Raw genomic sequence first — 25,953 nt, 5'->3', positions numbered from 1 at the left:
AAGACTGGAGAATTCTCCGGTCTTTTTTTTATGGTTTTGAAAAAAGAATTGGAGTCTGCGATTGCCTCGTTTATTGCAAATTTTATTGGTTTATAATTCTATATATTTTAATGTAAGAGCTTTTTTACTGTCTTTTTAATTTATATTTCATAGTATGTTCAAAATTTCACAAAATTGGACCGTATCACTTGTGAAAAAGGTTGAATTTAATCAGCGTAGCGTTATGATGTACATGTAGATGAAATTTCCGGAAATAAATTACAAACAAAACTACTTAGGGAGTGGACACCATGTCGTTATCACCCGTGTTAGCAGATTATTCATCTAAAACATACTTAGAAAAACTTGATGCATATTGGCGTGCAACGAACTACATTTCGGTAGGTCAGCTGTATTTAAAAGATAATCCTTTGTTGAGAGAGCCTTTAAAAGATTCAGATGTGAAGGTTAAGCCTATTGGACACTGGGGCACAATTCCGGGCCAAAACTTTATTTATGCACATCTAAATCGTGTTATTAATAAATATGATTTGAGCATGCTTTACATTGAAGGTCCTGGTCACGGCGGCCAGGTTATGGTTTCAAATTCTTATCTGGATGGAAGCTACACTGAAATCTATCCGCAAATTACACAAGATATCTCAGGGATGAAGAAATTGTTCAAACAATTCTCTTTCCCTGGCGGTATTGCTTCACATGCTGCTCCTGAAACACCTGGATCTATCCATGAAGGTGGAGAATTAGGCTACTCCCTTTCTCATGGTGTAGGTGCCATTCTGGATAATCCTGATCTGATCTCGGCTGTTGTTATTGGTGATGGTGAAGCTGAAACAGGCCCATTAGCCGCTTCGTGGTTTTCTAACCGATTTATCAACCCCATCACAGATGGTGCAGTACTACCAATCTTGCACTTGAATGGTTTTAAGATTAGTAACCCAACGATTATGTCTCGTCAATCGAAAGAAGAATTGACCTCATACTTTAAAGGTTTGGGTTGGGAGCCGTTCTTTGTTGAAGGTGAAAATCCGGATCACATGCATCCAGAAATGGCGAAAGTATTGGATACGGCTGTCGAGAAGATTGAAGCTATTCAAAAGAATGCGCGTGAAAATAATGACCTTACTCGTCCGGCTTGGCCGATGATTGTATTCCGTTCACCTAAAGGCTGGACGGGTCCGAAGGAATGGGACAACGTGCCGAATGAAAATTCATTCCGTGCCCATCAGGTTCCAATTCCGGTTGATCAAAAAAATATGCAGCACGCACCTGCTTTGTTAGAATGGCTGAATAGCTATAGACCAGAGGAATTGTTCGACGAAAACGGTCGTTTAAACTCTGAGCTTGCTGAAATTTTGCCTACAGGCGATAAACGCATGGGAATGAACCCTGTTGCGAATGCGGGTAACCTCATTAAAGACTTGAAATTACCGGATTTCCGTAACTATACGCTGGATAATTCCGTACCTGGTAAAGTGATTGCGCAAGATATGTCGGTTTTAGGGAAATACGTTAAAGATGTGGTTGTCTTAAATGAAGAAAATCGTAATTTCAGAATCTTCGGACCGGATGAAACGATGTCTAACCGCTTGGCTCCTGTTTTTGAAGTAACCAAACGCCAATGGATGGACCAAATTATTGAACCTAATGATGAATTCTTATCATCCTATGGTCGTGTAATTGATTCTCAATTATCCGAACACCAAGCTGAAGGATTGCTGGAAGGTTATGTATTAACAGGTCGCCATGGTTTCTTTGCAAGTTACGAAGCCTTCCTGCGTGTGGTTGACTCGATGATCACCCAGCACTTTAAGTGGCTGCGTAAAGCAACGGATCAAGGATGGCGTGCAGATATCCCATCACTGAATGTCGTAGCAACTTCAACAGTGTTCCAACAGGATCATAATGGGTATACACACCAAGATCCAGGTTTGTTAGGTCATTTGGCTGATAAAAAACCAGAATTTATTCGGGAGTATCTGCCAGCGGATGCCAATTCCTTGTTGGCTGTTTTCGACACCATTTTAAACGACCGTCAAAAGATCAATTTGGTTGTTTCGTCTAAACACCCACGTCCACAATGGTTTACTGCTGATGAAGCGAAAGAATTGGTGGATAAAGGGTTGAAGATCATTGACTGGGCAAGTACAGATCAAGGTGGAGAGCCTGACCTTGTCATTGCTTCTGCGGGTACAGAGCCAACGATTGAAAGTTTAGCTGCAATTTCTATTTTGCATGAAAAACTGCCTGACTTGAAGATTCGGTACATCAACGTGGTAGATTTGCTGAAATTGAGAAGTCAAAAACTAGACCCGCGTGGATTATCCGACGCCGAGTTTGATCAATTTTTCACAAAGGATAAACCCGTTGTGTTCGCTTTCCATGGTTACGAAGGTCTGATCAAAGATCTGTTCTTTGATCGTCATAATCATAACTTGCATGTACATGGTTACCGTGAGAATGGCGATATTACGACACCATTTGATATGCGTGTATTGAATCAAATGGATCGTTTTGACTTAGTGAAGGAAGCTGTTCTCAACTTACCTGACGCTGGGAAGTACACCAACATTGTGGATGAAATGGATGCTACGATTAAGAAACATCATCAATTCATTCGCGAAGAGGGTATTGACTTGCCAGAGGTAGAGAACTGGGTATGGAATGGCTTGAAATAAAAATACAGACACTTCAACTTTGTGTTGGACAACCAAGCCATCAAGCATGAAGTGGAATATATGATTTGGTAGTGGTATACAAGTGCCTGACCCCTTGACTTCAACTATGATTTCAATGGGGATCAGGCGCTTTTTGATTTAGCACACAGAGAACTTGGTAGGGAAGTTACGAGCTAGTGGGTATATACATATATAAGGAACGAAATGGATTGCTATATTTTGCCGGAGCTTCGAAGAGGTATTATGTTATATGAGAATAGTAAAGGAGGTTGTTAATATGAACCAACAAATTCCAGAGAAGGTATTGAATGATGGCATTAAAGTGCCCGTCATTGGATTTGGGACAGCTGGATTGAAGGGTGCAGACGGAGTGAGGGCGATTACCAGCGCGATTGATGCAGGTTACCGTCTGATCGACACAGCGTTCAACTATGAAAATGAGGGTGCTGTTGGGAAAGCGGTCCAGCAGAGCTCTGTGCCCAGAGAAGAATTGTTGGTTTGCTCCAAACTACCAGGTCGCCGACATGCTTATCAAGAAGCCATTGTAACCATCGAAGAGTCATTATATAGAGGAGGTCTGGACTATTATGATTTTTATCTGATCCATTGGCCGAATCCCCAAATTGATCGATATGTTGAAGCCTGGCAGGCGTTGATTGAGGCGAAGAAAAGGGGCTATATTCGTTCCATCGGGGTCTGCAATTTTCTGCCCGAGCATAATGAACGTTTAATACGGGAAACAGGTGTCGCGCCGAGCTTAAATCAAGTTGAATTGCATCCATTGTTTAATCAGGAACATCAGCGTGCAAAAGATGCTGAACAGGGCATTGTGACGGAATCGTGGAGCCCCTTGGGGCGTGGTCACAGTATGCTGGAGAATGAAGAGATTGGGAAAATTGCTGCTGCTCATGGTAAAACCACTACACAAGCAATTTTACGTTGGCATATCCAACTTGGAGCAATTCCGATCCCTAAGGCCTCTTCTTTAAAACACCAAACGGAGAATCTGGATATTTTTGATTTTGAGTTGTCTCCAGAGGAAATGAACATGATTTCGGCATTTAGCAGTGAGGATGGACGGATATGGGGACAGGACCCCAAGTCCTATGAAGAACTATAATCAGGAACAATAAATAGAAGGGTTCAAAAATCTGTCGCGGGTTTTTGGACCCTTTGTTTTTATAATAAAACGACACACATCCGAAAGTGATTCATGGGCCAGTATATAGAGCTATGATGAACATTTTTTACCGGAATTGATGTATGATATGGTGGAGTCTAGTCCTTTCGAAGGAGGTCATCATGGGGATTTTGTCAAGGTTTGGGGATATTATGAAAATGAATGTTAACGCCTTAATGGATAAGGTGGGAGATCCGGAGAAGACCATTGACGATTATATGCGGAATTTGAACAGTGATCTAGGCAAGGTGAAAGCGGAGACGGCTTCAGTGTTGGCTGATGAGAGAAGGACGAAAAGAGCACTGGATGAATGCAAAGCCGAGATCAAAAAGCTCCAGCATTATGCCAGTAAGTCTGTGGAAGCTGGTAATGAAGAGGAAGCTCGAAAGTTTCTGGAGAGGAAAGGTTTGCAGGCGGAGAAATTGGAACAATTACAAACATCCTATGATTTAGCTTCGACAAACGCCGTAAATATGAAACAAATGCAGGAGAAGTTGGTGTCCGATATGGGGCAACTAGAAGCGCGGCACGCTGAACTTAAAGGGAAGATGGCGGTTGCCAAAGCACAGCAAGCCTTGAACTCTATGGGCAGCAAGAATTCTGCTTTGGAAGTTATGGAAGAGCAGGTGAACAGAGCGTATGATGAAGCGATGGCTATAGCCGAGCTTCGGGTAGGAACGAAGGACGACCTGGATGCTTTATTTGCACAATACGAGAAGAGTACGAATACAGAAGATGAATAACAGTATCTACATGAAGAGGTGAGCAGATGCCGGTTATCGAATACAAATGCCCCAACTGCGGCAGCGGCATGGTCTTTGACGGTGAGACAGGGATGTTATCCTGTCATAGTTGCGGAAGAGAGGACAATATTGAATCTATTCCTGATCCTCTGATAAATCGTATTTTTTCAGAAGATGAGGCTCATGAGTATCATTGTAATAACTGCGGAGCAGTGATTATGACCGAAGTGGAGACGAGTGCAACGGTGTGCAGCTTTTGTGGTTCTGCCGTGGTTCTTGGAGACCGACTGACCGGGAAGCTGGCTCCGGCGCAGGTTATTCCTTTTTCGATCAGTAAGGAAGAAGCCATAGTTGCTTTCAAAAAATGGTGCAAGAACGGCCGTCTGACGCCGAACCGGTTCATGATGGCAGACCGAATCAAGGGAATAACCGGGATGTATGTGCCCTTCTGGTTATATGAATTACATAATAAAATTGAGGTTCAAGGTGAAGGTACCCAAGTGAGAACCTATACGAGCGGAGACTACGAATATACGGAAACGAAGCATTTTGATGTATATCGGAAAATCCGTTTGAATTATGTAAAGGTTCCGATTGATGCTGCGGAGAAAATGAACGACGAGCTGATGGATAAATTGGAGCCTTTTCCATACGATCAGCTAAAACCCTTTAAAACGCCATATCTAGCAGGTTATATTGCGGAGAAGTACAGTTATAACGAAGAAGAGCTCTTCCCGCGAGTTAAAGAGAAAGTGAAGGAATATATTGATGCTTATATTCATTCTACGGTGTCGGAGTATACGTCCGTGAGTTATACGGAAAAGCAAATTGATACTACATTAAAACAAGCGGATTATGTTCTACTCCCGGTATGGGTCATACACTATGACTACAATCAATTGGAGCATACGTTTGCTATGAACGGACAGACGGGCAAGGTAGTCGGTAAGCCTCCGATCAGCAAGTTCAAAGTAACAGCTTGGTTTGCAGGCATTTTCGGCATTACTCTCTTCTCATTAAGATTAATCACTTGGCTGATGATGGGAGGGGAATTCTATTGAAAAAGCATAGAGCCATTGTAGCCGTCTTGTTGTTCTTTGCTGTTTCTCTGGCAGTTCCTATGGAAATGAAGGGCGAACCAGCAACGACAGAAATGAAGCCATTGATTTATGATGAAGCGGGTCTGCTCAATCAGGAAGAGTATGATGTGTTGAACACTATGGCTAATCAATACGGAGCGGAAAGAGAAACGGACATTATTATTTATACTACTCTCAATCCCGACAATATGGATGTTATGAAAATGACTCAGGACTTTTATGATGACCATGGCCCTGGGTATGACAGATCTCATGGGAACGCGGTCATTTTAACGATGGATATGAGAAATAGAGAGGTGTACTTGGCCGGATTTTATAAGGCAGAACGGTATCTGGATGATGACAGGCTTACTAAAATACGCCATGAGATTAGCCCGGATCTGACGAACGGCAACTATGGGCTGGCATTTCAAAAGTATATTCTAAGCGCACACAAATATTTGGCCATCCGTCCAGGGGTGAATCCAGACAGTATATTTTTTAAAGGCTGGCTTCATTTGGCGGTTGCACTTGGATTGGCAGCGATGATCGTGGGCAAGATGGTTTCCAATTCTGGCGGTCGGGTTACGGTAAATCGGCAAACCTACGAGGATGCGCACGCCTCAGGAGTTCTGGAGCATCGAGATCAGTACCTTCACACAACGACAACGAAACGGAAGATTGAAAAGAGCAGCAGTAGCAGCAGCTCAGGTGGTGGTGGCGGAACTACCAGCGGCGGTCATTCGCATAGCGGCAGCAGAGGATCATTTTAACTGAGGATTTTGCAAAAATCCAATAGGCGACTTTCAATGAACAATATATAGATCGAAATGGTCTAGTTCGTCTATATATTGCACTTTGGAGCGACTGGAATCGAATTTTGCAAAATCCTGAACTGAAAGGATGGATACAGTATGGGATTCTTCAGAAATCAATTTGCAAATGTTGTAGAGTGGGAAGAATTTAGAGATGATATGATTTTCTGGAAGTGGAGTAATCGTGAAATTAAAAAAGGCAGTAAATTAATCATTCGCTCCGGTCAAGATGCGATTTTTGTAAATAACGGCAAAATAGAGGGTATTTTTGAGAATGAAGGGTCGTATAACATGGACTCTGACATTATTCCATTTCTATCGACATTAAAAGGGTTTAAATTTGGTTTTAACAGTGGCATGAGGGTAGAGGTCTTATTCGTTAATACGAAGGAGTTTACTGTCAAATGGGGGACGCAGAATCCAGTGCTGATCCCGACCCCCCAGCTGCCAGGCGGTATGCCGATCCGTGCCAATGGTACATTTAATTTTAAAGTGCACGATTATGTTACGCTCATCGATAAAATTGCTGGAGTGAAGGACAGTTATCTCGTTGAGGATGTGAAAATACGCATTACTTCAGTATTGGATCAGTTATTGATGAAGTGGATCAGCAGAGAAGGAAAGGACATGTTCAATCTGCAGGCGAATGCTTCTGACATTTCAAAAGGTATTCAAGAAGATCTGGATATGCAAGTGATGGACAATGGTATGACGATTACTGGCTTTCATGTGATGAGCTTCAATTATCCTCAAGAAATCCAAGATATGATTACGAAGACAGCCTCTCATGAAATGATCGGTAATCTGCAAAAGTACCAACAAGTGACGATGACGGACGGAATTGCATCGGGTAATGTAAAAGGCGGTGGTGCTGCCTCAGATATGGCGAGTATGATGATGGGGATGAATATAGCAAATGAAATGATGAAAAATTTGAACCCAAAGCCTTCGGCTGAGACTCAGCCTACACCAGCTGCCCCCTCTCCATCTGGAGACGGTAATAAGCCCAATTTTTGTCCGAATTGCGGTACAAAAAACGAAGGAGCTAACTTCTGTCCGAATTGTGGACAAAAATTGAACGGATAACCATAGCTACGACCAAGCTTCTTTATTTCGGAAAAGTTCCGACTGGGTCAAGCAATCCTGTAAGCCAAAAGGCAGTTGTCGCAGAGTATCTTCTGTGATGGCTGCTTTTTTATGTAGTTCGTTCAAGTATTTTCTTCATAAATCCGATTTATTGGATTGAAAAAGGTACTCAGGATAAGGTACTATAACTATATAGTATGCATTTATATTAACTAATTAGTTATTACATTAATAAACTATAGGTATAGGAGCAACGAAGATGACCAAATTCCAAGATCAAATCATTGCACGTTACAAGTTTGATGATGCAGAGAACGTCGGCAAAGATAGCTCAGGGCAAGGTAACGATGGGGTTGCTTCAGGCACAGTAACACCTACGATTTCCCATGCTACCGGTAGAGCAGCTTTGACGCTTGAGGGAGGCCCCAACGGTACATCGTATATCCAGCTTCCTTCCGATCTATTCAAAGATGTAAGCGATAACACCGGTGTGACGGTTACTGCTTGGGTCAACTTCGGCAGATTCACAGATATGTGGGAACGTGTCTTTGACTTTGGTAAAGCCCATACAGGGCCCTATATGTTCATGACACGGAATCTGCGCGGAACTCTTTTCACCGAGGTAGATTTGTCCGTAGACCCGGGAAGAGGTTTTGTCAGGGATGAGTGGATGCACATAGCCCTGTCTGTGATCGGCACGGAAGGCGGAACATTAAGCAGTGCGGGTCCGGTGGTATATGTCAATGGTGAGGTAGTAGCGGACGGTTCCATCAGTCAAACTTCCAGCGGCAACTATGCCAAGCTACGTAAATGGTTCGAAACGTTTACAGACTCGTCCAACTACAGCAATAATTTTATCGGTCGCTCCCAGCATGCAGTGGATGTAGACTTTGCCGGCTCCGTTTCAGACTTTCGAATTTATAAAGCAGGCCTGACGGCGGATGAAGTCATTGAGGTCATGTGCGATTCGTTGACAGATGAAGAGATCGTGAAGCTTGCCAGAGATAAATATTTGTCCTTTCCGACGACGATTGTAACCAAGGACATAACTCTGCCAACGGTTCTGATGGGCGGAAGAGTAGAAGTAACCTGGAAATCCAGCCAGCCTAGTATACTCTCTGACAATGGCCAGATTCAGGCGATTACCTCCGCACAAGGGGTTACCGTCACGGCTCTATTGACGAAGGGCTTAAGTAAGATTGAAGAGAGTTTTGAGGTATCCGTTCTTCCTGAACAGCTACCTCCGTACACGCTGACCATTCATGGAAATAAGGAAGTAGTGGATGTCAGCGAAGTGATGTACGGCTTGTTCTATGAAGATATCAATAACGCAGCAGATGGCGGGATTTATGGAGAACTCATTCAGAATCGATCCTTCGAATCTTTCGAGTTCGATACGTATTCCCATGCTTCCGGTGAATGCGGCTGCTCTACCGGACGGAACCGCAACCCGTTGTTCGCCTGGTCTGGTGATACGGATAAGATGACTCCACAACATAGTGGTGGATTAAATGAGTTTTTAGGCGCAAAAGACAAAGAAGTGAACTCTTATTATGTGACGGTAGCGGATGGTGCAACGATTCGGAACAAGGGCTTTTCCGACTCTAACCAGAATTGTGCCATGTCCATCCAAGAGGGTGCCAAATATGAGTTTACCATCTGGGCGAAGGCCGATTCAGCGGGCACAATCACACTGCAACTGCAAGACTCAAATGAAAAGGCTATTAGTGATTCGGTTACGATACAGGTGGAAGGCGGCAACACGTGGAAGAAGTACGGCATCGATTCCAAGCTTGTACTGACAGGCTCAGCTACGGTTCTCGGGCAGCTGGCGCTTACATTTAAAGGGGCCATTTCGGTTGATATGGTTTCTTTATTCCCACAAGATGTATGGGGCGCAGGAGAGGAAGAACAATCCCCATCGGCACATGCTAACTTCCAGGGTAATCCTAACTACCGACTGAGAAAAGATTTGGTGAACGCACTGGTTGGCATGCATCCGAAGTTTTTGCGGTTTCCAGGTGGTTGTATTTCCGAGGGTTCATTTATATGGGAAAACGTATACGATTGGAAGGAATCGATTGGGGATATCGAGCTGCGCAAGGAAAACTTTAATGTATGGGGCTATATGATGACCATGGGCCTTGGTTATATGGAGTATTTCCAGTTGGCAGAAGACCTGAATGCAGCTCCGCTTCCGGTTATGGCCTGTGGCGTTCTCTGTCAAGCCCGTTCCGATTACGCTCATCCGGCTGGTGGCGCATTAAGAGAATACTATATTAAGAACTTTACGGATCTGATCGACTTTGCGATTAGTGTGGATTTTGAACATAATGAATGGGCTGCTATGCGTAAAAAAATGGGCCATGAAGCACCGTTCGATCTGCGTTATTTGGGTGTGGGTAACGAGAACTGGGGCACAGAGTTCTTTGCCAACTTTGAAGTGTTCAAGACATCGATTGATGAGTACATGGAGAAAAACTATCCGGGTTATGAGCTGCATATCATCTCTACGGTTGGCGCTCAAGCGGACGACGATGCCTATCAGCAGGGCTGGAAGTTCCTGAGTGGTAATATGAAGGGCTCGGCTAAGGTTGCTTTTGCTGATGGTAACCAGGTGACGGAAGAGACTGTTACCTGGTATGAGAAGCAAAAAGACTACATGGACACCATTGCAGATGAGCACTATTATCGTTCTAACGAGTACCTGCTGAATAACGTGGACCGCTATAACTACTACTACAGAGCTTATAATGCGGACGGCAGTATAAATTGGAAAGCAACATCAAAGGTTTTTGTCGGAGAGTACGCCTCAACCGATAAAAATACATTAGCAGGCGCTGTAGCAGAGGCAGCGGTGATGACGGGCTTCGAAAATAATGCCGATGTCGTTCGGTTGGCTGCCTATGCACCGCTGTTTAACAAGGTGCTGACAGATGGAACCTACAGATGGACGCCAGACTGCATCTGGTTCGATGACGAAACGGTGTGGTTTACGCCGAACTACTATGTACAGCAAATGTATGCTAAATATTTGGGGAATAAAGTATTGAGCACTTCTTTCTCTACTTACAAAAACGGCAAGCCAACGGATCTCATTCCTCAGGGGGGAATTGAAATTGCAACAGGCAATGCCGAGGTTATGATTAAGCGTGTGACTGTTACTTCCAACCAGGACGGCAGTGTGCTGCTGGATCAAGACTTTACCCAGGGATTGAATTCGGCCTGGCAGGTCATTCCCGGTTCCGTGGGCTCTACAGTGGAGGAAGGCAAGGGGCTTGTGCTCAAAGCTCAGGATAGCGGTCTGAATGGTTTGTACATCTTGAACGATAGCTGGGGCAATTACAAGGTAGAGGTGGTCGCTTCCCGTATTTCCGGCACGGACGGCTTTTATGTGGGTGCGGGTCTCACCGATATTTCTGCGGAGAAAAAGGACGTCGTTGAATACGCGATCGGCTATGGCGGCAAGGCTACCGGCGTGAAGGTTTACAAGCAGGGCATAGAAGGCTACACATTGGGTGACTACTCTTCCAGTACAGCGGCAGGTAACTTGAGAGCAGCTAGCTATGAAGAGTTGGCTGACAACACGGACTACACCATAACAGTGAACTACGGCGGTGAAACGGGTAGTAATCTGATTTGCTCATACACCGACGGCGAGACAAGCAGCAAGGTGCTGGACTACAAGCTGGAGGCTTACAACAGAGACGTGTTCAACTCGGTAACCCAAGATGCTGAGCATGTATACGTGAAGCTGGTGAATGCCGACAACGTGGATAAGGTAATACAGCTGAATCTACAAGATTTGAGTGTTGAGTCCATCGCTAAGCTGGTTACACTAACTGGCGATTCCTCGCTTGTTCATGTACCTAACGTGAACAAGAAGAATGATGAGAAGGTAATGCCTACCGAACAGCAGATCACGCTTCAGACGGATTCTGTCCTCTTAGACTTACCGGCCAACTCGGTAAATGTGCTGGTGCTGGATCTTAAACCTTTTCTCGCTTAAAAACAAAAAGGGGTGTCCCAAGTAGCCGGTTTATGGCTTTTGGAACACCTCTTTTTTCTATGAATAGAGTCGGAATGTTGAGTTGATTTCCCCGAAGGGCATTACTGCGTGCTTCTGTTTACCAATTCACGCGGGTTGATGCCATCGTCTATCGTTAGCGGGGTAGGGGCTCCCGTAGCGATTCGCTCCCAGGGCACCATTTTAAAGTTCTGATTCAACTTTTTGCCATTTTGAAGATTTTCGTCATCTTGTGCAACGAAGATACCATGCGGGAAATTTTTGCCTAATCCGTAGCCAAGAACATCAATACCGTCTGTGACAGATGTACCATCAACGGTAGGGCTCGCGCTAATCGTGAAGTTGCTTATATATGCATTGTCTCCTTGTCGTTCATAGATCGCATAGCTGCTGTTTCCTTGGCTGGAGGCCATGAGGTACCCTTTGCCATCTTTACCGTAATACAATGTAAGTCCCTCTATATCATCGTGAAGTCTGCGCCCATCTGCAATATCCACACGTCGCAGCGGCTCGGTTGAACCGTCTGGCTCGGCACTATACTTCCAAATAGCGTAATCCTCTTCAGCGATGTAGATCGTACCATATTCATCATCAGCAACCATGCCTTCGGATTGCGTATTCAGCTTGAACTGGCGGACAAGCTTACCTGCAATTTTGCCGCTTCCGTCGTCAGTCAGCTCATATTGCTCAAATTCACCCTCTTTGCCCAACACGAGCGCGTAAAATTTATCTGTCTTGAGGCTATGGTATAAGCTGAATCCGTACACTTCTTTCATAGATGCTTTAATAGGTTTGCCAACCACGTTGGTCAGCTTTCCTGATGCACCGTCAATGGAAAAGATATCGATCGTGTTGTTGGTTCGATTGGTTGCGCCTGCGATATCAATTTTTTTGCCGCCCAATGTGAAACCGTAACGAAGATCCACGTTATTCATTTTTCCGACCTTCATGTTTTGCAGTTGCTTGCCTTCCAGATCATAGACTAAAATCCCGCCGCCTTTATTGGTTGCTAAAATTCTACTTTTCTCTGGATCGGCCGGGTTGAGCCAGATTGCAGGGTCGTCGGCTGCATCTTCTCCATCCTCCACAGCTTCTGTTTCAGCAGAAGGGATCACTTTATAGGTAGGGACTTCGTCCTTAGGATCTGCATATTTGCTGTTCTCTGCTTCAAGCGCTGTAAGAAGTTTTGTAGGAAGATATACATTTCCATTCATCATCTTAATTTCCCGGTCCGCTTTTCCGCTTAGTCCGGCTAGACGATATTGCTTCTCACCCACTGTAAAGGTCCCGACAATGCCATTTTTCAGTTTGACCAAAACAGACTGGTCATCACTGTCCCATGTAATTGTCGCCCCCATTTTATCTGCCTGTGTTCGTAGTGATGCATACCCGGATGGCTGAATGTCTGCCGCATGGGTAAGTTCTGGTGATACCAGAATCCCCGTTAACATGGCTAATAATGCGAGTTTAGTTGACTTCATATGTATGCCCCTTTTCCGAAGTAAAAATGATATAACCGACTCAGTATAAAGCGAGAATATCAAAAGGATACAATGAAAATGTAAAGAGAATGTAAAGGAGGTGTAAGCATTCAATGGACTGGTTTCCAGTATTGTTGTCTGTAATTCTTTGGAGACATTCCGAATTTTTCTTTAAAGCACTTGGAGAAATAGCTTGCTTGGGAGAATCCCGTTTCCTCCGTAATTTGTTGGACAGACCAGTCGGTTTGCAGCAAAAGACTGCGTCCTTGATCCAGGCGATAATCCATTAAATACTCAAGCGGTGTGCGCTGGAAAGCGACCTTCATGCATCTGGCGAGATAGTTCTGATGTACGTGAAAATGGGTCTCCAAATCTTTATTGGTGATTGTATTTTTGTAATTCTGTTTTAGGTATATTTCGATTTGTTCCGCCAACTTAGAGGAGCTGTCTTTATTATTCTGATCATACTCCAAACTCTGGAAAACACTCGCAAACGTCTGTTGGGCCTCCCATAGTGCCAGTTTTCTAGGTTTTAAAGTAGAGGCTAGTAAATAGTCTAATTTCGAAAATAGCTCATGTGGATTCACCACTTTTTGAATTTTGGGCAAATGAATGGTCGTATGTTCTGAATGAAAGTGCAGCTCGGGAATGGGGGTGCTGGGTATAATAGGATTGGGCGAGGATTGTGCGCACCACATGCTATTGGTTTGAAAATGGAACCAGTAAAAGGAGGTTTGTTCTGTACATGCCTCAATGGGAAAATGATGTTTATCCGGTTCAAGAATGAGAGCGTAATTTTTAGTTACCTTCCACACTTCGTCCTCTTCACCAATGTGCAGCAATCCTTCTTTAATGATTATTACGTCAAAATAACCCAGATTATACCTATTCGGGTGCCAATCCCCTTTTTGATATGTAGTAAAATTCCCCTCAATGAAATAAGGCAGCGGAGGAACAAGGAATGATAGAAAGTCTGTTTTGCTCATGGAAGCCAGCTCCTTTGTGTGTGAAATCGTATAAGTTTTAGTTAAAGATCGCGATTTTTTTTATAAATTCAGGTTGATAAAATAAGGACTGTAGCAAGGGGAGCTCAGGCTAGCTTGTACGATATTATCATTACTTTATCCTTATTTTCTCAAAAATGAAAGCGTTCTATTTCCAGGAAGGGATGTTTATCCAATGAAAACGGCAAAGCCAGTTAAGCATGTCATCGTTGACGATTTATTTTGGAAAAAGTATAAGCAGGTTGTGGCGGAAGAGGTTATTCCTTATCAGTGGAAAGCATTAAATGATGAATTACCAGATACAGAACCCAGTCATGCGATTGAAAACTTTAGGATTGCAGCCGGGGAATCCAGTGGGGAGTATTATGGAACCGTTTTCCAGGACAGTGACCTTGCCAAATGGTTGGAGACGGTTGCCTTTAGCTTAAGGGATCATCCGAATCCTGCGCTTGAAGAGCGGGCTGATGAAGTGATTGAATTGTTGGGAAGAGCTCAAGCTGAGGATGGGTATCTAAATACGTACTATCTGCTTAAGGAACCCAACAATCGCTGGACCAACTTAAGAGACAATCATGAGCTGTATTGTGCAGGGCATTTTATAGAAGCGGCTGTTGCTTATTATGAAACGACGGGCAAAACGAAGTTTCTTCACATTATGGAGAAATACGTAGACCTGATTCAGCAGGTTTTTGGTACGGAAGAAGGTAAACGGAAAGGCTATCCGGGACATGAAGAAATTGAGTTGGCCTTGATCAAATTATACGACGTAACGGCAAAGGATCAATATCTCAAATTAGCGCAATATTTTATTGAACAACGGGGACAGCATCCTATTTACTTTGCAGAGGAACAAGAACAGAGAAAACATATTCAAACAGAGCCCACCTGGAATGATGATAACAATATTAATTTTGGCTTAGGCTTCGAATACCAGCAAGCACACCAACCTGTGCGGGAACAAAAAGAGGCAGTCGGCCATGCGGTAAGAGCGGTGTATCTGTATATTGCGATGGCGGACTTGGCCGCGAAAACAGGGGATGCTTCCCTGTTACAAGCCTGTGAAACGCTGTGGGATGATGTAACGAATCACAAAATGTACATCACCGCAGGGATCGGTTCTACTGTAAACGCGGAAGCGTTCACTTGCCATCACGATCTTCCCAATGACAGCATGTACTGTGAGACTTGCGCCTCTGTAGGGCTGGCCTTTTGGGCCAATCGTATGCTGCGCTTAGCGCCAGACCGGAAATACGCTGATGTTCTGGAGCGTGCGCTATACAACGGGACGATTAGTGGAATGGACCTGGACGGGAAACGGTTTTTCTACGTGAATCCGCTAGAGGTTAACCCTTTTCAAAAATCCAGAAAAGATCAGGAGCATGTAAAAACAGAACGGCAAAAATGGTTTTTCTGCGCCTGCTGTCCGCCCAATTTGGCACGAATGATTGCATCGGTTGAGGACAATATGTACACCCAAACGGACGATACGTTGTATACGCATCTGTACATTGCCAGCAAGGTGAACATGACTTTATCTGGTCATGAGGTTGAAATTACACAAACTCATCATTATCCATGGGACGCGGATCTAACCTTTTCGATCCACGTAACAGAGCCGACTTCCTTCAAATGGGCACTACGGATTCCTGGGTGGTGCAAGCAGGCAGAGGTGAAGGTGAATGGGGAAACCATATCATTAGACCGTCTGGAAAAAGGCTATATCGAGATTCAGCGCACTTGGAAGGACGGAGATGTGGTAACTCTGCATTTGGCTATGCCGGTTGAGCGCATTCGGAGCAATCCGCTGGTCTCCATGAACCAGCAGCAAATTGCTCTCCAACGCGGACCAGTCGTGTTTTGCCTGGAAGAAGTGGATAATGGAGCGAATTTGGCAGGATTAAGATTGACGAAGGATAGCCTCATTACGGAAGAGTTTAGCGAAAACCTGCTGGGTGGCATTGTAAAGCTGACCATAGAGGGATACCGGGTAAAAAATTCGAATGCATTATATAGCTCGGAGCCTCCTGAATTTGTTTCTCAACAAATTACCGCGATACCTTACTATGCCTGGTGCAATCGGGCCAAAGGGGAAATGCGTGTATGGGTTTATGAATCATAATTCATTCGCATGGGGAGAGGAAAGATCATGAGTACGAGAATTGTGAGTACGGAACCACCGGAAAAGGCAGCCAGTACCGTTCCTTTTCATCGTAAAATCAGCTATTCATTAACGGATACAGCAGGCAATTTACTATACTGTGTTATTTCCAGTTATCTATTATATTTTTATACAGATGTATTCGGACTTTCTATCGGGATTGCCGGGACATTACTATTTATCACCCGTTTTATCGATGCCATTGATGCCCCGATTTGGGGCATCCTGATTGACCGAACCAAGTCAAAATACGGCCAGAGCAGACCCTATTTTCTATGGTTAGCGATCCCGTTCGCTGTGTTCATGGTCCTTACGTTTACGACACCCAATTGGAGTGAGTCGGGCAAAATTGCATATGCCGCCATTACGTATATTATAGCCGGCATCCTGTACACAGGGATCAGTACGCCGATTACGTCTATTCTGCCTAATCTGAGCACCAATTCTAACGAACGCGTAGTCTTGAACTCCTTCCGTATGGTCGGGGGGAACGTAGGTTTCTTCATTGCCACGACGTTTACATTACCTTTGGTCGCTTTCTTTGGACAGGGGAATGATCAAAAAGGATTTTCCTTAACGCTCGTTTTATTTGGAATCATGGCGATTATTATGTTTTTCATAGCGTTTGCCGATTTGCGAGAAAATGCAGCAGTGAAAACGAAATCTGTTCCCATTGCTAAAAGCTTTACAGCCATCAAACGAAACTGGCCCTGGATGCTCGTTGTAGCTGCCAACTTGTGTTACTGGATTGGTTTGAATATTCGTTCAGCAACTTTAATCTTTTATCTGCAATACAATCTGGACAGTAAGGACTTAGTGCCTTTAATCAATGGACTGACCTCCTTGCAGTTGATCTCGATGGTTCTGATTCCGTTTTTCGCCAGAAAATTAAGTAAAAATGCGATTATGATTATCGGATTGATATTAGCTGCGCTGGGGCAAGTCGTGATTTTAATGGGCAGTACAGACTTAACCCTCATTATTATCGGCTGGATTATTGGTGCGTTAGGATCAGGCTTTGCATGTTCTATGCCGTTTGCGATGTTGTCAGATACAGTCGATTATGGGGAATGGAAAAATGGTATTCGGGCAAGTGGTTTCCTGACCTCGATTGGAAGCGCATTCTGTATTAAAGCGGGTAGCGGAATCGGCGGATTATTGCCAGCATGGATCATGGGCAGCACCGGTTATATCGCTGGGCAAGTTCAAACTCCTACGGCGTTGTCTGGCATTCAGTTCAGCTTTATCTGGCTGCCATTTATCATCTTCTTGATCGGAATCATTCCTATGTTTTTTTATAAAAAATTCGAAAAGAATGAAGCTTCTATTCAACAAGATTTAATTGCGAGAAGATCATAGACATTCCTTTAACAAGGACTTAATGACATATTAAAACATTATAATGCTGCTCCAAAACCTGTTCACTGAGCTGAGCAGGTTTTTCTGTTATTTTATATTCAAATGTGAGCAAGACCATTGACAGGATTTTCTTTTGGAGTAATACTTCTATGTAGAGAAAAGTGTACAGAATCAAGAACTAGACACATCTAGCCTTGCAACTTTATACATTTTTTCGCCATGAAGGCTCTTCTGTTGAAGGGTTTTTTTCAATTTGAGAAAAAGAATGTGATGATATGAGTCAACTGAGTGTAAGGATGAGAACACATGGCTTTCTGAATAAGCATTTTTCAGGAGAGTCTATTGACTATCGACAGATTATTGCGCTGTTTATCCCGCTTTTGATTGATCAGGCTTTTATCGTGGGTCTTAATTTGGTGAACACGGCAATGATTAGCTCGTCGGGAATGGCGGCAGTCAGTGCTGTAAATATGATCGATTCTTTGAATATTTTTCTGATTAATGTGTTTGTTGCAGTGTCTACCGGGGGAACGGTTGTTGTGGCACAGTATAAGGGGAGCGGTAACGACCTCATGGTCTCTAAAGCCGCATCCGGCACCATTTCCTCCGTTTCCTTGCTGGCTTTATGTATCAGTTTGTTTATGATCGTGTTGTACAATCCGATTTTAAGTGTTCTGTTTGGTTCCGCCTCGCCTGATGTATTAGCCAACGGTAAGGTATATCTGCTGGGAAGCTGTATGTCTTTTGTGGGGATTGCAATCGTTGAGGCGGTGTGTGGAGCGCTGAGAGGGATCGGGAAGACGAGGGCATCGCTGGCTCTTTCGCTCATCATGAACCTCTCGTACGTGCTCCTCAATGTGGTATTCATTAATGTATTAGATATGGGTGTGCTGGGCATGACGATTGCCGTCAATGTGTCCAGATATGCAGGAGCAGTGTGCGCATTGATCTATTTGGTCAGAGTAGATGACGACTTGCGTGTTCAGCTTAGAGATATGCTTTATTTTAATCTGGCTATGCTTAAAAAGATTCTGTTTATCGGGCTTCCCTTTGCAGCGGAACAGATGTTTTTCAATGGGGGCAAAATTTTGACCCAAATTTTCATTGTGAGTCTGGGGACCAATGCATTGGCGACGAATGCCATTTGCTCATCCCTAGCTAACGTGTTCCAAATCCCTGCGAATGCTTTGGCTCTTACGATTGTAACCGTGGTCGGTCAATGTATGGGACGTCGAAATGTCGAGGATGCCCGGAAGTTTACCAAATCGTTTATTTGGCTGTCGTCTTGTTCGTTTATTGTAATGGGGCTCATACTGATGCCTTTGTTTGAGCCGATGGTGGGGCTGTTTCATCCGCCTGCTGAAATTGTAGATGACATATTTGTTGTCATACTGATTAATACGTTGGCCCAGATTCCGCTCTGGTCCATTGCCTTTATTACACCCTCTGCGCTTAGGGCAGCAGGTGATTCAAAATTTACGTCCCTCACCTCAATGCTGTCCATGTGGTTGTGCCGGGTGGTGCTCGGGTATATTTTGGGAATTGTGTTCAACCTGGGGATTGTTGGTGTCTGGCTGGCCATGGATATTGAATGGGGCGTGCGGGGACTCGTTTTCCTTTGGCGCTTCCGCGGCAACAAATGGGTCCAGCATCGTTTAATCGACTGAATAGGTCCACTACCATAAAATTGACTTCTGGGAGAAGGCATTTTACGGTAGTGGATTTTTTTCTTTCTTACTTCGTTCAGACTCCTTACTCTATCCTGATCCCTATATTGCCTAACTGCGCTCCCTGCTGCATACGGTGGAAGGCTTGTGCTGTGTCTTGTAAAGAAAATACGCTATCTATAATCGGATGGAGTGCATGGCGATCCATGAACTGAAGCATAGCTGCGAATTCCTCGCCACTGCCCATAGAGGTGCCGATGATGCTGATTTGAGGGAAAAATATAGACCGCAGCGGAATCTCTACTTGATCTCCTGAGCTTGCGCCAAATGTAACAATCCGACCGTTCGGCTTGAGGACATCCAAATATTTATCGAACGTAGCAGGACCGATACTGTCAAGGACCAGATCCACGGTGTCTCCGTTCATACTTTCTTTCCATTCGCTATGGCTGTCGAATGCATGATTAGCGCCATGAGCGAGGGCAGCCTGCCTTTTTGCTTCGTTGCGTGACGTGACGGTGACCCGTGCGCCTGCCGCTAAAGCCATAAGCATGGCATACGTGGCTACACCACCGCCAATACCGGGAATAAGGACGTGCTCACCCTGCTGTAATTGGCCTCTTGTGAAGAGCGCGCGGTAAGCGGTCAAAGCAGACAAAGGCAGCACCCCTGCTTCTTCCCATGAAAGGTATGCTGGCTTGCTGACCGCATTTTGGACGGGGATGATAACTGATTCAGCGAATGTTCCGTCTGAAGGTCCGCCCAGAATGGCTGGAACCAAGGGAACATGATGCGTATTCTCCCATCCGATACATGGATTGATAATTACATCGGTGCCTACCAGCGAGGTTGGGCCACCAACACCCACAGCCTCAATCACGCCTGCTCCATCCGACCCCAGAATGAGTGGAGCATCGTTGGCTGTTCGATCTGCCATGAGGAATAGGTCCCGATGGTTCAAGCCTGCGGCTTTGAGTTTTACCTTCACTTCGTTGTGTCCCGGCTGTCTGTCCGTGATGTCTGTATACATCAGGCCCTTAGGGCCGCTTTTGCTGGCATGGATTACGGCTTTCATTTTAAAACCTCCCGTGGTTCGAATTTAGATGCAATTGCATGTATATTGAATTGTACAGAGCGGCAAGCGTCCGGTAAAATGAACAAAATCGAATGTGAGTATCATAAATGATCATACCAAGCAGGTGACGTATACATGGAAAGCAGTGATTTGAAGATTTTTCAGGCTGTCGCTCGCGAGGGCAGTATCACGAAGGCTGCGCAAGTTTTGAATTATGTACAATCCAATGTGACCTCGCGGATTCAGCAGCTTGAAGCACAATTGAACGTACCGCTATTTCGCCGATCTAACCGGGGAATGACGCTAACGCCAGCAGGAGAGAATCTGCTGGAATATGCGGATACCATACTGACCTTGCTGGACGAGGCAGTAAAGTCCACTCAATATTCAGACCAGCCTGCGGGACCTTTGCGACTGGGGTCGATTGAGACGGCGGCGGTTACGCATCTGACTTCTTTATTGACGGAGTATCACGCTCAATATCCTGATGTCCATCTATCGCTTATGACAGGCAGCACCCATGATCTCGTACAAAAGGTATTGAATTACGAATTAGATGGAGCGTTCGTCTATGGCCCCGTCGATGATCCGCATATAGAGTATGTTGCAGCTTTTGAAGAGGAATTGGTGCTCATCTCGGAACCAGGGAAAAAGGACATGAACGAGCTGCTTGCCAAGCCTATGCTGTTTTTCGACGTAGGGTGCACGCATCGTACAAGAGCGGAAAGCTTTCTGAGTGAAGCAGGTGTGGCTGCGTATCAGGTTATGGAGTTTGGGACATTGGAAGTCATTTTGGGTGGTGTAGCCTCTGGCCTGGGAGTGTCCATGCTGCCACAATCGTCGATTGCAAAGGCAGAGGAGGCGGGAAGTATTGCTTCTCATCGTTTACCTGAAAAATATCGCAAATTAGAGGTGTGGTTTGTTTATCGGGGGGATTCGGTTTACTCCAGTGCACTGTCAGGCTTGCTCCGCTGGATGAAAAAGGATGTTATACTTAACTGTGATTAAATTGACATCAGGGGTGTATCATTTGGAAGAACAAGATGTAACGAACAATCCATCTACAGTAGCTCCGGGACCATATGCGACGAATGGCAACTACCATCGACGAGAACCGGATAAGATGGCGGTATTATCAGAAACATACGGAGCCTCTATCTTCTTCAGAAGATGGGCGGCCTGGATGATTGACTTCATTCTTATCGTCTTCGGGTATGGAGGGCTGGTTTATTTTACAGCGAAAAAAGTATCTGAAGCGGAAACCCCAAATATGGGCATGGTAGTGATACTCTTTCTGATTGGCTCCTTCTGCTATTATCTGTTATTGGAAGGACTTACGGGCTATACGCTGGGTAAGTTTGTACTTCGCATTCAGGTCGTAAATGGAGAAGGAAGGCCGCCAGGCATGGTTAAATCCTTGATCCGTACCCTTATACATTTGGTGGATACGAATCCGCTGCTTTTCTTCGGGCTGCCCGCTGGTATATGTGTGCTGGTGACACCTCGGAAACAACGGATTGGAGATATGGCTGCGAATACATATGTGGTTAAGGTACGGGATTTGGGAAAGGTGGGCAGAAAGAAAACCGGGATTATTGCAGGAGCAATCATCCTGACGACGATCATTTCAATTGTCTATGCTGTATCTTTAATTTCTACGCTCATTACGCAAATCATGAAGCCTGAGGTATTTACCAGTAAGGATAGCCAGTTTGCGGTTACGGCTCCCTGGAATTGGTCACGAGATAATATGATTAATGAGGATGCGGACATCTCCATTAAAAATGAATTTACCGAAAGATATCTGATTGTATTGTCTGAACCGAAAAGCGATTTTGACAGCAGTATGACTCTTCAAGAATATAAAGGAATCATTGAGGATCATTTGGTGTCAGGAATTACGGACCCTGAATTGGGGACCGCTTCAGATATGGTGGTGAACGGATATCCTGCCATTGAGTTTACCCTAAAAGGAGAAATAGATGGGAATCTGGCCATGTATAACGTGACCACGATTGAAACACCTTCGCATTATCATCAAGTGCTTGCTTGGACCTACGCCTCGCGATACAGCAGGGCACAGCAAGAGCTACGCAAGATTAGAGACAGTTTCCGTGAAATGAACATGCTGTGAAGTGTACATGAAGCAATAACGATGATTCGAAGGTATAAGGCGGTAAGCGGAACAAGCAGACAGCTTATAGGAGCGTCTGCTTGTTGTTATATAAGCTTAATTTAAAAAATGAACAATTAAAACGGAGTAGGCGGAATAGTAGATTTATATAAATAATTTGATCATACAATAGAGTGTCTAACCACTCGTAATCCAGCTACTTTCGCCACTTTACCTTGTGGATGGGCTGTGAATTGAATCGTAACTTCATTCTTGTGGTTCGTCAAAGATAGAGGAAGCTCATAGGCGAATGTTTCGAATTTATTCATTTCCTCAGACTCCAGCTTGCCTTCCCCTAAAATCTGACCATCCGCAGTGATGTCAAAGTCACTATGGGGACGGCTCAAGTCCTTCAAATAAGTGACCGCCAATTGGACAGGCTCATCCGGAAGCACCTTCATGACAAAAGAGAACCAGCCCCCTGGCCAGGTATCGCGATATTTGCGGTTATAGATGGACCCCAGACCTACATGCTCGCCAGTAAAGGCATGATCCCGTTCAGGTTGCATTTCGGCAGGCTGCACAACGTCCACTGTAAGTCGTTCCAGCTCTAGCTGATACGCTAACGCGGTACGATATTCTGCCTCTGTTGCTACCCATTCCTCCTGGGAAAAGAGATCCCAATAGACGGTATATGAACGATCATACATCTGATAAAACGGACGAAGCTTCAAGTCTCCGATATAGCCTAAGTCGGTCATATGGAATGTATTAGGCTCGTTCCCGTCAGCAATTAGCTTCGTTGTCAATGAGTCGGCCGCTCCGATCAGAACAGACGCAAGCAGACGTTCCTCGTTGGACTCCTGTTCAACAGGGCCAAGGTCCCCAGCCAGTACAAGCGGGCCGTACATAAATGCAATTCGGCGCGGATTGTCCGGCATTTCCTCGACTCTCACGGTCATAGGAATGTCATACTCGATCGTATCCCCATCGTTCCATTTCCGTTCAATTACAACGTAGCTGGTAGGACAAGCCTCTGTGACGTACTCTTCCCCGTTGATTTTAATTATCATCCCTTGCTCCGCCCAATGCGGGCATCTTAGCTTGATCGCGAAGGATTTGGGCTCCTCGCTGATGACGCGTAGCGTTCCCCGTCCATTTTGCGGAAAGAGAGTGTCTTGTTTGAGCTGTACGCCCATCTCGTCCCATGTCACGGTAGAAGGGACATATTGATTGACATAGATCGTTTCTGGCGTGTGAAAATAAATCGCAGTGCCGTACATGGAGTGACTTTCCATACCGGACCCGACACAGCATGTAAAATCCTCATATTGAGAATTAAAGGACTTGTGTCCTCCCATTTCCAACGATACAAAATAGCACACACGTCCATCTACAGGCTGCTGTGAAGCCAGGATATGATTGAACATCGCTCGTTCATAGTAGTCGGCATAGGCTGCATAGGCATCCCACTCGAACATATGTCTTGTTAATTTCAGCATATTGTAGGTGTTACAAGTTTCACAGGTACCTTCGCCCAAACGGTCATTCAGCTTCCCGGGTTCACCAAAATGTTCATTATAACTATTGCCGCCGATCACGTAGGAATGCTTGTGAACAACCCGATCCCAGAAAAAGCGAGACAGGTCCGCATATTGCGGTTTGCCCGTCATTTCAAATTGCCGTGCAGCGCCAATGATTTTGGGAATTTGCGTATTGGCATGTCGCCCTGCCAAGGTATCTTGGCTATCCGCGAGATCATTGAGCACCTCTCCGTGATAAAAGCGTTCCGCCAGGCTCAGAAAGCGTTCTTCTCCTGAATGTTCCGCCAGATCCGTCAGCACCTCGTTCATACCGCCAAACTCGCAATGCAGCACCTGCTGCACCTGATCATCGTCCAGCCCTTGAAGCACATCCTCCAGCCAGTTGCCGAGTTTGATTTCTATAGACAGGGCCTTGGGATGATGTGCCAGCAGATGTGCATCACGCAAGCCCGCAAAAAGTTTGTGCATGGTATATAGCGGCACCCAGCCGCCGTTTAGATCAAAGCCTTGGGAGCGAATATCTCCGGCTTTTACTTCCTCGAAAATCTCTTTCCCGCGTGGAATGCCGGAAATGTATCCGTTTCCATGACTGTCTTGGCATATTTCCAGTTCGTCGACCACATAGTTCACGCGTTCCAGCAGTCTTTCGTCGCCCGTGGAGGCAAACATCAGCGCACATCCGGACAGGTAGTGACCGAGTGTATGTCCGCTGATGCCACGCGCTTCCCAGCCTTCATAGTGAGCCGCTTTGGGCTCCAGTCCCGCATATTCACGAAAGCGCGATAATAAACGGTCGGGTTCCAAACTCAGCAGGTAGGCCGTATTCAGTTTCATCGCATGTAAAAGAGGGCCGGAATCAATTCTTACTTTATGCAAGTCAAAAGCTTTAGCTTTCAAAATCATCGCTCCTTAGCTAAGATAAAAGTGTATATTTCTCCACTACATTAGCATTACAATCGCGGTATGTCAGTAGCTTAACCATACAATGGGTGGACAAATCCGAACATGAATTTAAAGAGGCGATAACATGACCTATCTAAAAGTAAATGTAGATGCTCCGATCCAACTGATCTCGGCAGGCGAGTTTGTTAACGAGGTACCTTGGAAGCATATGAGTCGTTCCATTGAGAATTTTGAGCTGATCCTGGGTGTCCAAGAGACGGTATATATACGGGAGGAACGGGAAGATTTTGAAGTAGGCGAGGGAGATATTCTATTGCTGTACCCCGGTCGTACGCATAAAGGATACCGGGAATCGTTGCCGGGCGTGAAATTTTATTGGTTCCATTTCGATGTTCCCATGACCCCGAATGTATTATCTAATGAGGAAATGAAGCAGGAAACAAGTGCTTTGGATGGACGTTTGCAGCGTCACGGTGTGATGCGGGATATCTATTTACCGCAATGTGTACAGGCAGATAACGGGGATCGGATTCATATTATTGTCAATCAGATTTTGCATGTAGCCAACTCACATTATCTTACGTATCACAGCGCAAATTATTTGTTCACCTCGCTACTGATCGAGATATCTGAACTGGCGCTCAGCCGCTTGCTTTCCAATCCTGTCAGTTCACAGGGGAATGTGAGTTTTAACAAAATTATTGAGTGGACCCGTATTCATGCCGAAGAGCCGCTGACCGTGACGGATTTAGCTCGAAAATTCAATTACAACAAGGATTATATATCTCGTTTGTTCAAGCAAAATACAGGCATGCGTCCCCTGGAGTTCATTCATAGTATTCGTATTAACAAAGCCAAAGAGTTGATTTCCCGTACAGATATGAGCATTAAACAGGTTGCCGAAGAGGCAGGATATAGCGATGAGAAGTATTTTATGCGTTTGTTCAAAAAGAGAGCCCATATGACTCCTTCCCAATACCGGAATGCCTATCACAAAACATTTATGAACAATGTCTAGTGCATTTCCGCTTGGATCGTAAATGC

The 25,953-nt window shown here is 44.9% G+C and carries 17 protein-coding genes; 13 read left to right on the top strand and 4 right to left on the bottom strand.

Features of this window, described 5'->3' with window-relative positions; all coding sequences use genetic code 11:
* The first annotated feature begins 290 nt into the window (after positions 1-290).
* The 7 genes from NLX74_RS21050 to NLX74_RS21020 all read left to right on the top strand — a co-directional run bounded on the left by NLX74_RS21050 (position 291) and on the right by NLX74_RS21020 (position 11,587).
* Entirely contained in the window at positions 291-2,675 is a 2,385-nt protein-coding gene (locus NLX74_RS21050; protein ID WP_254329923.1) for a phosphoketolase family protein, read from the top strand.
* A 277-nt stretch (positions 2,676-2,952) separates the two neighbouring features.
* Positions 2,953-3,795, top strand: a complete 843-nt coding sequence (locus NLX74_RS21045; RefSeq protein ID WP_254329921.1) for an aldo/keto reductase — start codon at positions 2,953-2,955, stop codon at positions 3,793-3,795.
* Positions 3,796-3,977: 182 nt separating this feature from the next.
* On the top strand, positions 3,978-4,598 hold the full coding sequence (locus NLX74_RS21040; RefSeq protein ID WP_254329919.1) for a PspA/IM30 family protein: 621 nt from the start codon (positions 3,978-3,980) through the stop codon (positions 4,596-4,598).
* A gap of 26 nt (positions 4,599-4,624) precedes the next feature.
* Positions 4,625-5,659 (top strand): TFIIB-type zinc ribbon-containing protein, encoded by a 1,035-nt coding sequence (locus NLX74_RS21035; RefSeq protein ID WP_061830225.1) that lies wholly within the window; start codon positions 4,625-4,627, stop codon positions 5,657-5,659.
* Complete coding sequence (locus tag NLX74_RS21030) at positions 5,656-6,450, top strand: TPM domain-containing protein (protein WP_254329918.1); 795 nt, start codon at positions 5,656-5,658, stop codon at positions 6,448-6,450. Before NLX74_RS21035 ends, NLX74_RS21030 begins: the two co-directional genes overlap by 4 nt.
* Before the next feature lie 141 nt (positions 6,451-6,591).
* Positions 6,592-7,578 (top strand): SPFH domain-containing protein, encoded by a 987-nt coding sequence (locus tag NLX74_RS21025; RefSeq protein ID WP_254329916.1) that lies wholly within the window; start codon positions 6,592-6,594, stop codon positions 7,576-7,578.
* Between the two features lie 259 nt (positions 7,579-7,837).
* Positions 7,838-11,587: an alpha-L-arabinofuranosidase C-terminal domain-containing protein gene (locus tag NLX74_RS21020; RefSeq protein ID WP_254329914.1), complete on the top strand. Its 3,750-nt coding sequence runs from the start codon at positions 7,838-7,840 to the stop codon at positions 11,585-11,587.
* A gap of 101 nt (positions 11,588-11,688) precedes the next feature.
* Here NLX74_RS21020 and NLX74_RS21015 read toward each other — a convergent pair whose 3' ends face one another.
* On the bottom strand, positions 11,689-13,086 hold the full coding sequence (locus tag NLX74_RS21015) for a phytase (protein ID WP_254329912.1): 1,398 nt from the start codon (positions 13,084-13,086) through the stop codon (positions 11,689-11,691).
* A gap of 110 nt (positions 13,087-13,196) precedes the next feature.
* Complete coding sequence (locus tag NLX74_RS21010) at positions 13,197-14,072, bottom strand: helix-turn-helix transcriptional regulator (protein ID WP_061830230.1); 876 nt, start codon at positions 14,070-14,072, stop codon at positions 13,197-13,199.
* A 193-nt stretch (positions 14,073-14,265) separates the two neighbouring features.
* Here NLX74_RS21010 and NLX74_RS21005 point away from each other — a divergent pair, with 193 nt between their 5' ends.
* From NLX74_RS21005 to NLX74_RS20995, 3 genes are all read left to right on the top strand, one after another.
* Positions 14,266-16,209: a glycoside hydrolase family 127 protein gene (locus NLX74_RS21005; protein WP_254329902.1), complete on the top strand. Its 1,944-nt coding sequence runs from the start codon at positions 14,266-14,268 to the stop codon at positions 16,207-16,209.
* Between the two features lie 27 nt (positions 16,210-16,236).
* Positions 16,237-17,607 carry a glycoside-pentoside-hexuronide (GPH):cation symporter gene (locus tag NLX74_RS21000; RefSeq protein ID WP_254329901.1) on the top strand — a complete coding sequence of 457 codons (1,371 nt, stop codon included), beginning with the start codon at positions 16,237-16,239 and terminating at the stop codon, positions 17,605-17,607.
* Positions 17,608-17,882: 275 nt separating this feature from the next.
* Positions 17,883-19,274: an MATE family efflux transporter gene (locus tag NLX74_RS20995; protein ID WP_103048395.1), complete on the top strand. Its 1,392-nt coding sequence runs from the start codon at positions 17,883-17,885 to the stop codon at positions 19,272-19,274.
* An 85-nt stretch (positions 19,275-19,359) separates the two neighbouring features.
* On the opposite strand, the gene NLX74_RS20990 is transcribed toward NLX74_RS20995, so the two are convergent.
* The gene (locus NLX74_RS20990) at positions 19,360-20,349 is read right to left on the bottom strand and encodes a zinc-binding dehydrogenase (RefSeq protein WP_254329899.1); all 990 of its coding nucleotides are present in this window, start codon (positions 20,347-20,349) and stop codon (positions 19,360-19,362) included.
* 135 nt (positions 20,350-20,484) lie between these two features.
* Between NLX74_RS20990 and NLX74_RS20985 the strand changes: the two genes are divergently transcribed.
* Both NLX74_RS20985 and NLX74_RS20980 read left to right on the top strand, forming a co-directional pair.
* A complete protein-coding gene (locus NLX74_RS20985; RefSeq protein WP_254329897.1) occupies positions 20,485-21,357 on the top strand; it encodes a LysR family transcriptional regulator in 873 nt (290 codons plus the stop codon).
* Positions 21,335-22,483: an RDD family protein gene (locus tag NLX74_RS20980; RefSeq protein WP_254329896.1), complete on the top strand. Its 1,149-nt coding sequence runs from the start codon at positions 21,335-21,337 to the stop codon at positions 22,481-22,483. Before NLX74_RS20985 ends, NLX74_RS20980 begins: the two co-directional genes overlap by 23 nt.
* A 161-nt stretch (positions 22,484-22,644) precedes the next feature.
* Here the strand turns inward: NLX74_RS20980 and NLX74_RS20975 are convergent, their stop codons facing one another.
* Positions 22,645-24,903, bottom strand: a complete 2,259-nt coding sequence (locus NLX74_RS20975) for a glycoside hydrolase family 127 protein (RefSeq protein ID WP_254329893.1) — start codon at positions 24,901-24,903, stop codon at positions 22,645-22,647.
* Between the two features lie 130 nt (positions 24,904-25,033).
* Between NLX74_RS20975 and NLX74_RS20970 the strand changes: the two genes are divergently transcribed.
* Positions 25,034-25,927 carry an AraC family transcriptional regulator gene (locus NLX74_RS20970; protein ID WP_254329891.1) on the top strand — a complete coding sequence of 298 codons (894 nt, stop codon included), beginning with the start codon at positions 25,034-25,036 and terminating at the stop codon, positions 25,925-25,927.
* The last annotated feature ends 26 nt before the right edge of the window (positions 25,928-25,953 follow it).

The organism is Paenibacillus sp. MZ03-122A, assembly GCF_024213325.1.
Taxonomy (GTDB): Bacteria; Bacillota; Bacilli; order Paenibacillales; family Paenibacillaceae; genus Paenibacillus; species Paenibacillus polymyxa_B.
Note: the sequence above shows the minus strand (reverse complement) of the source record. Positions and strands in the feature narration are given on the sequence as shown.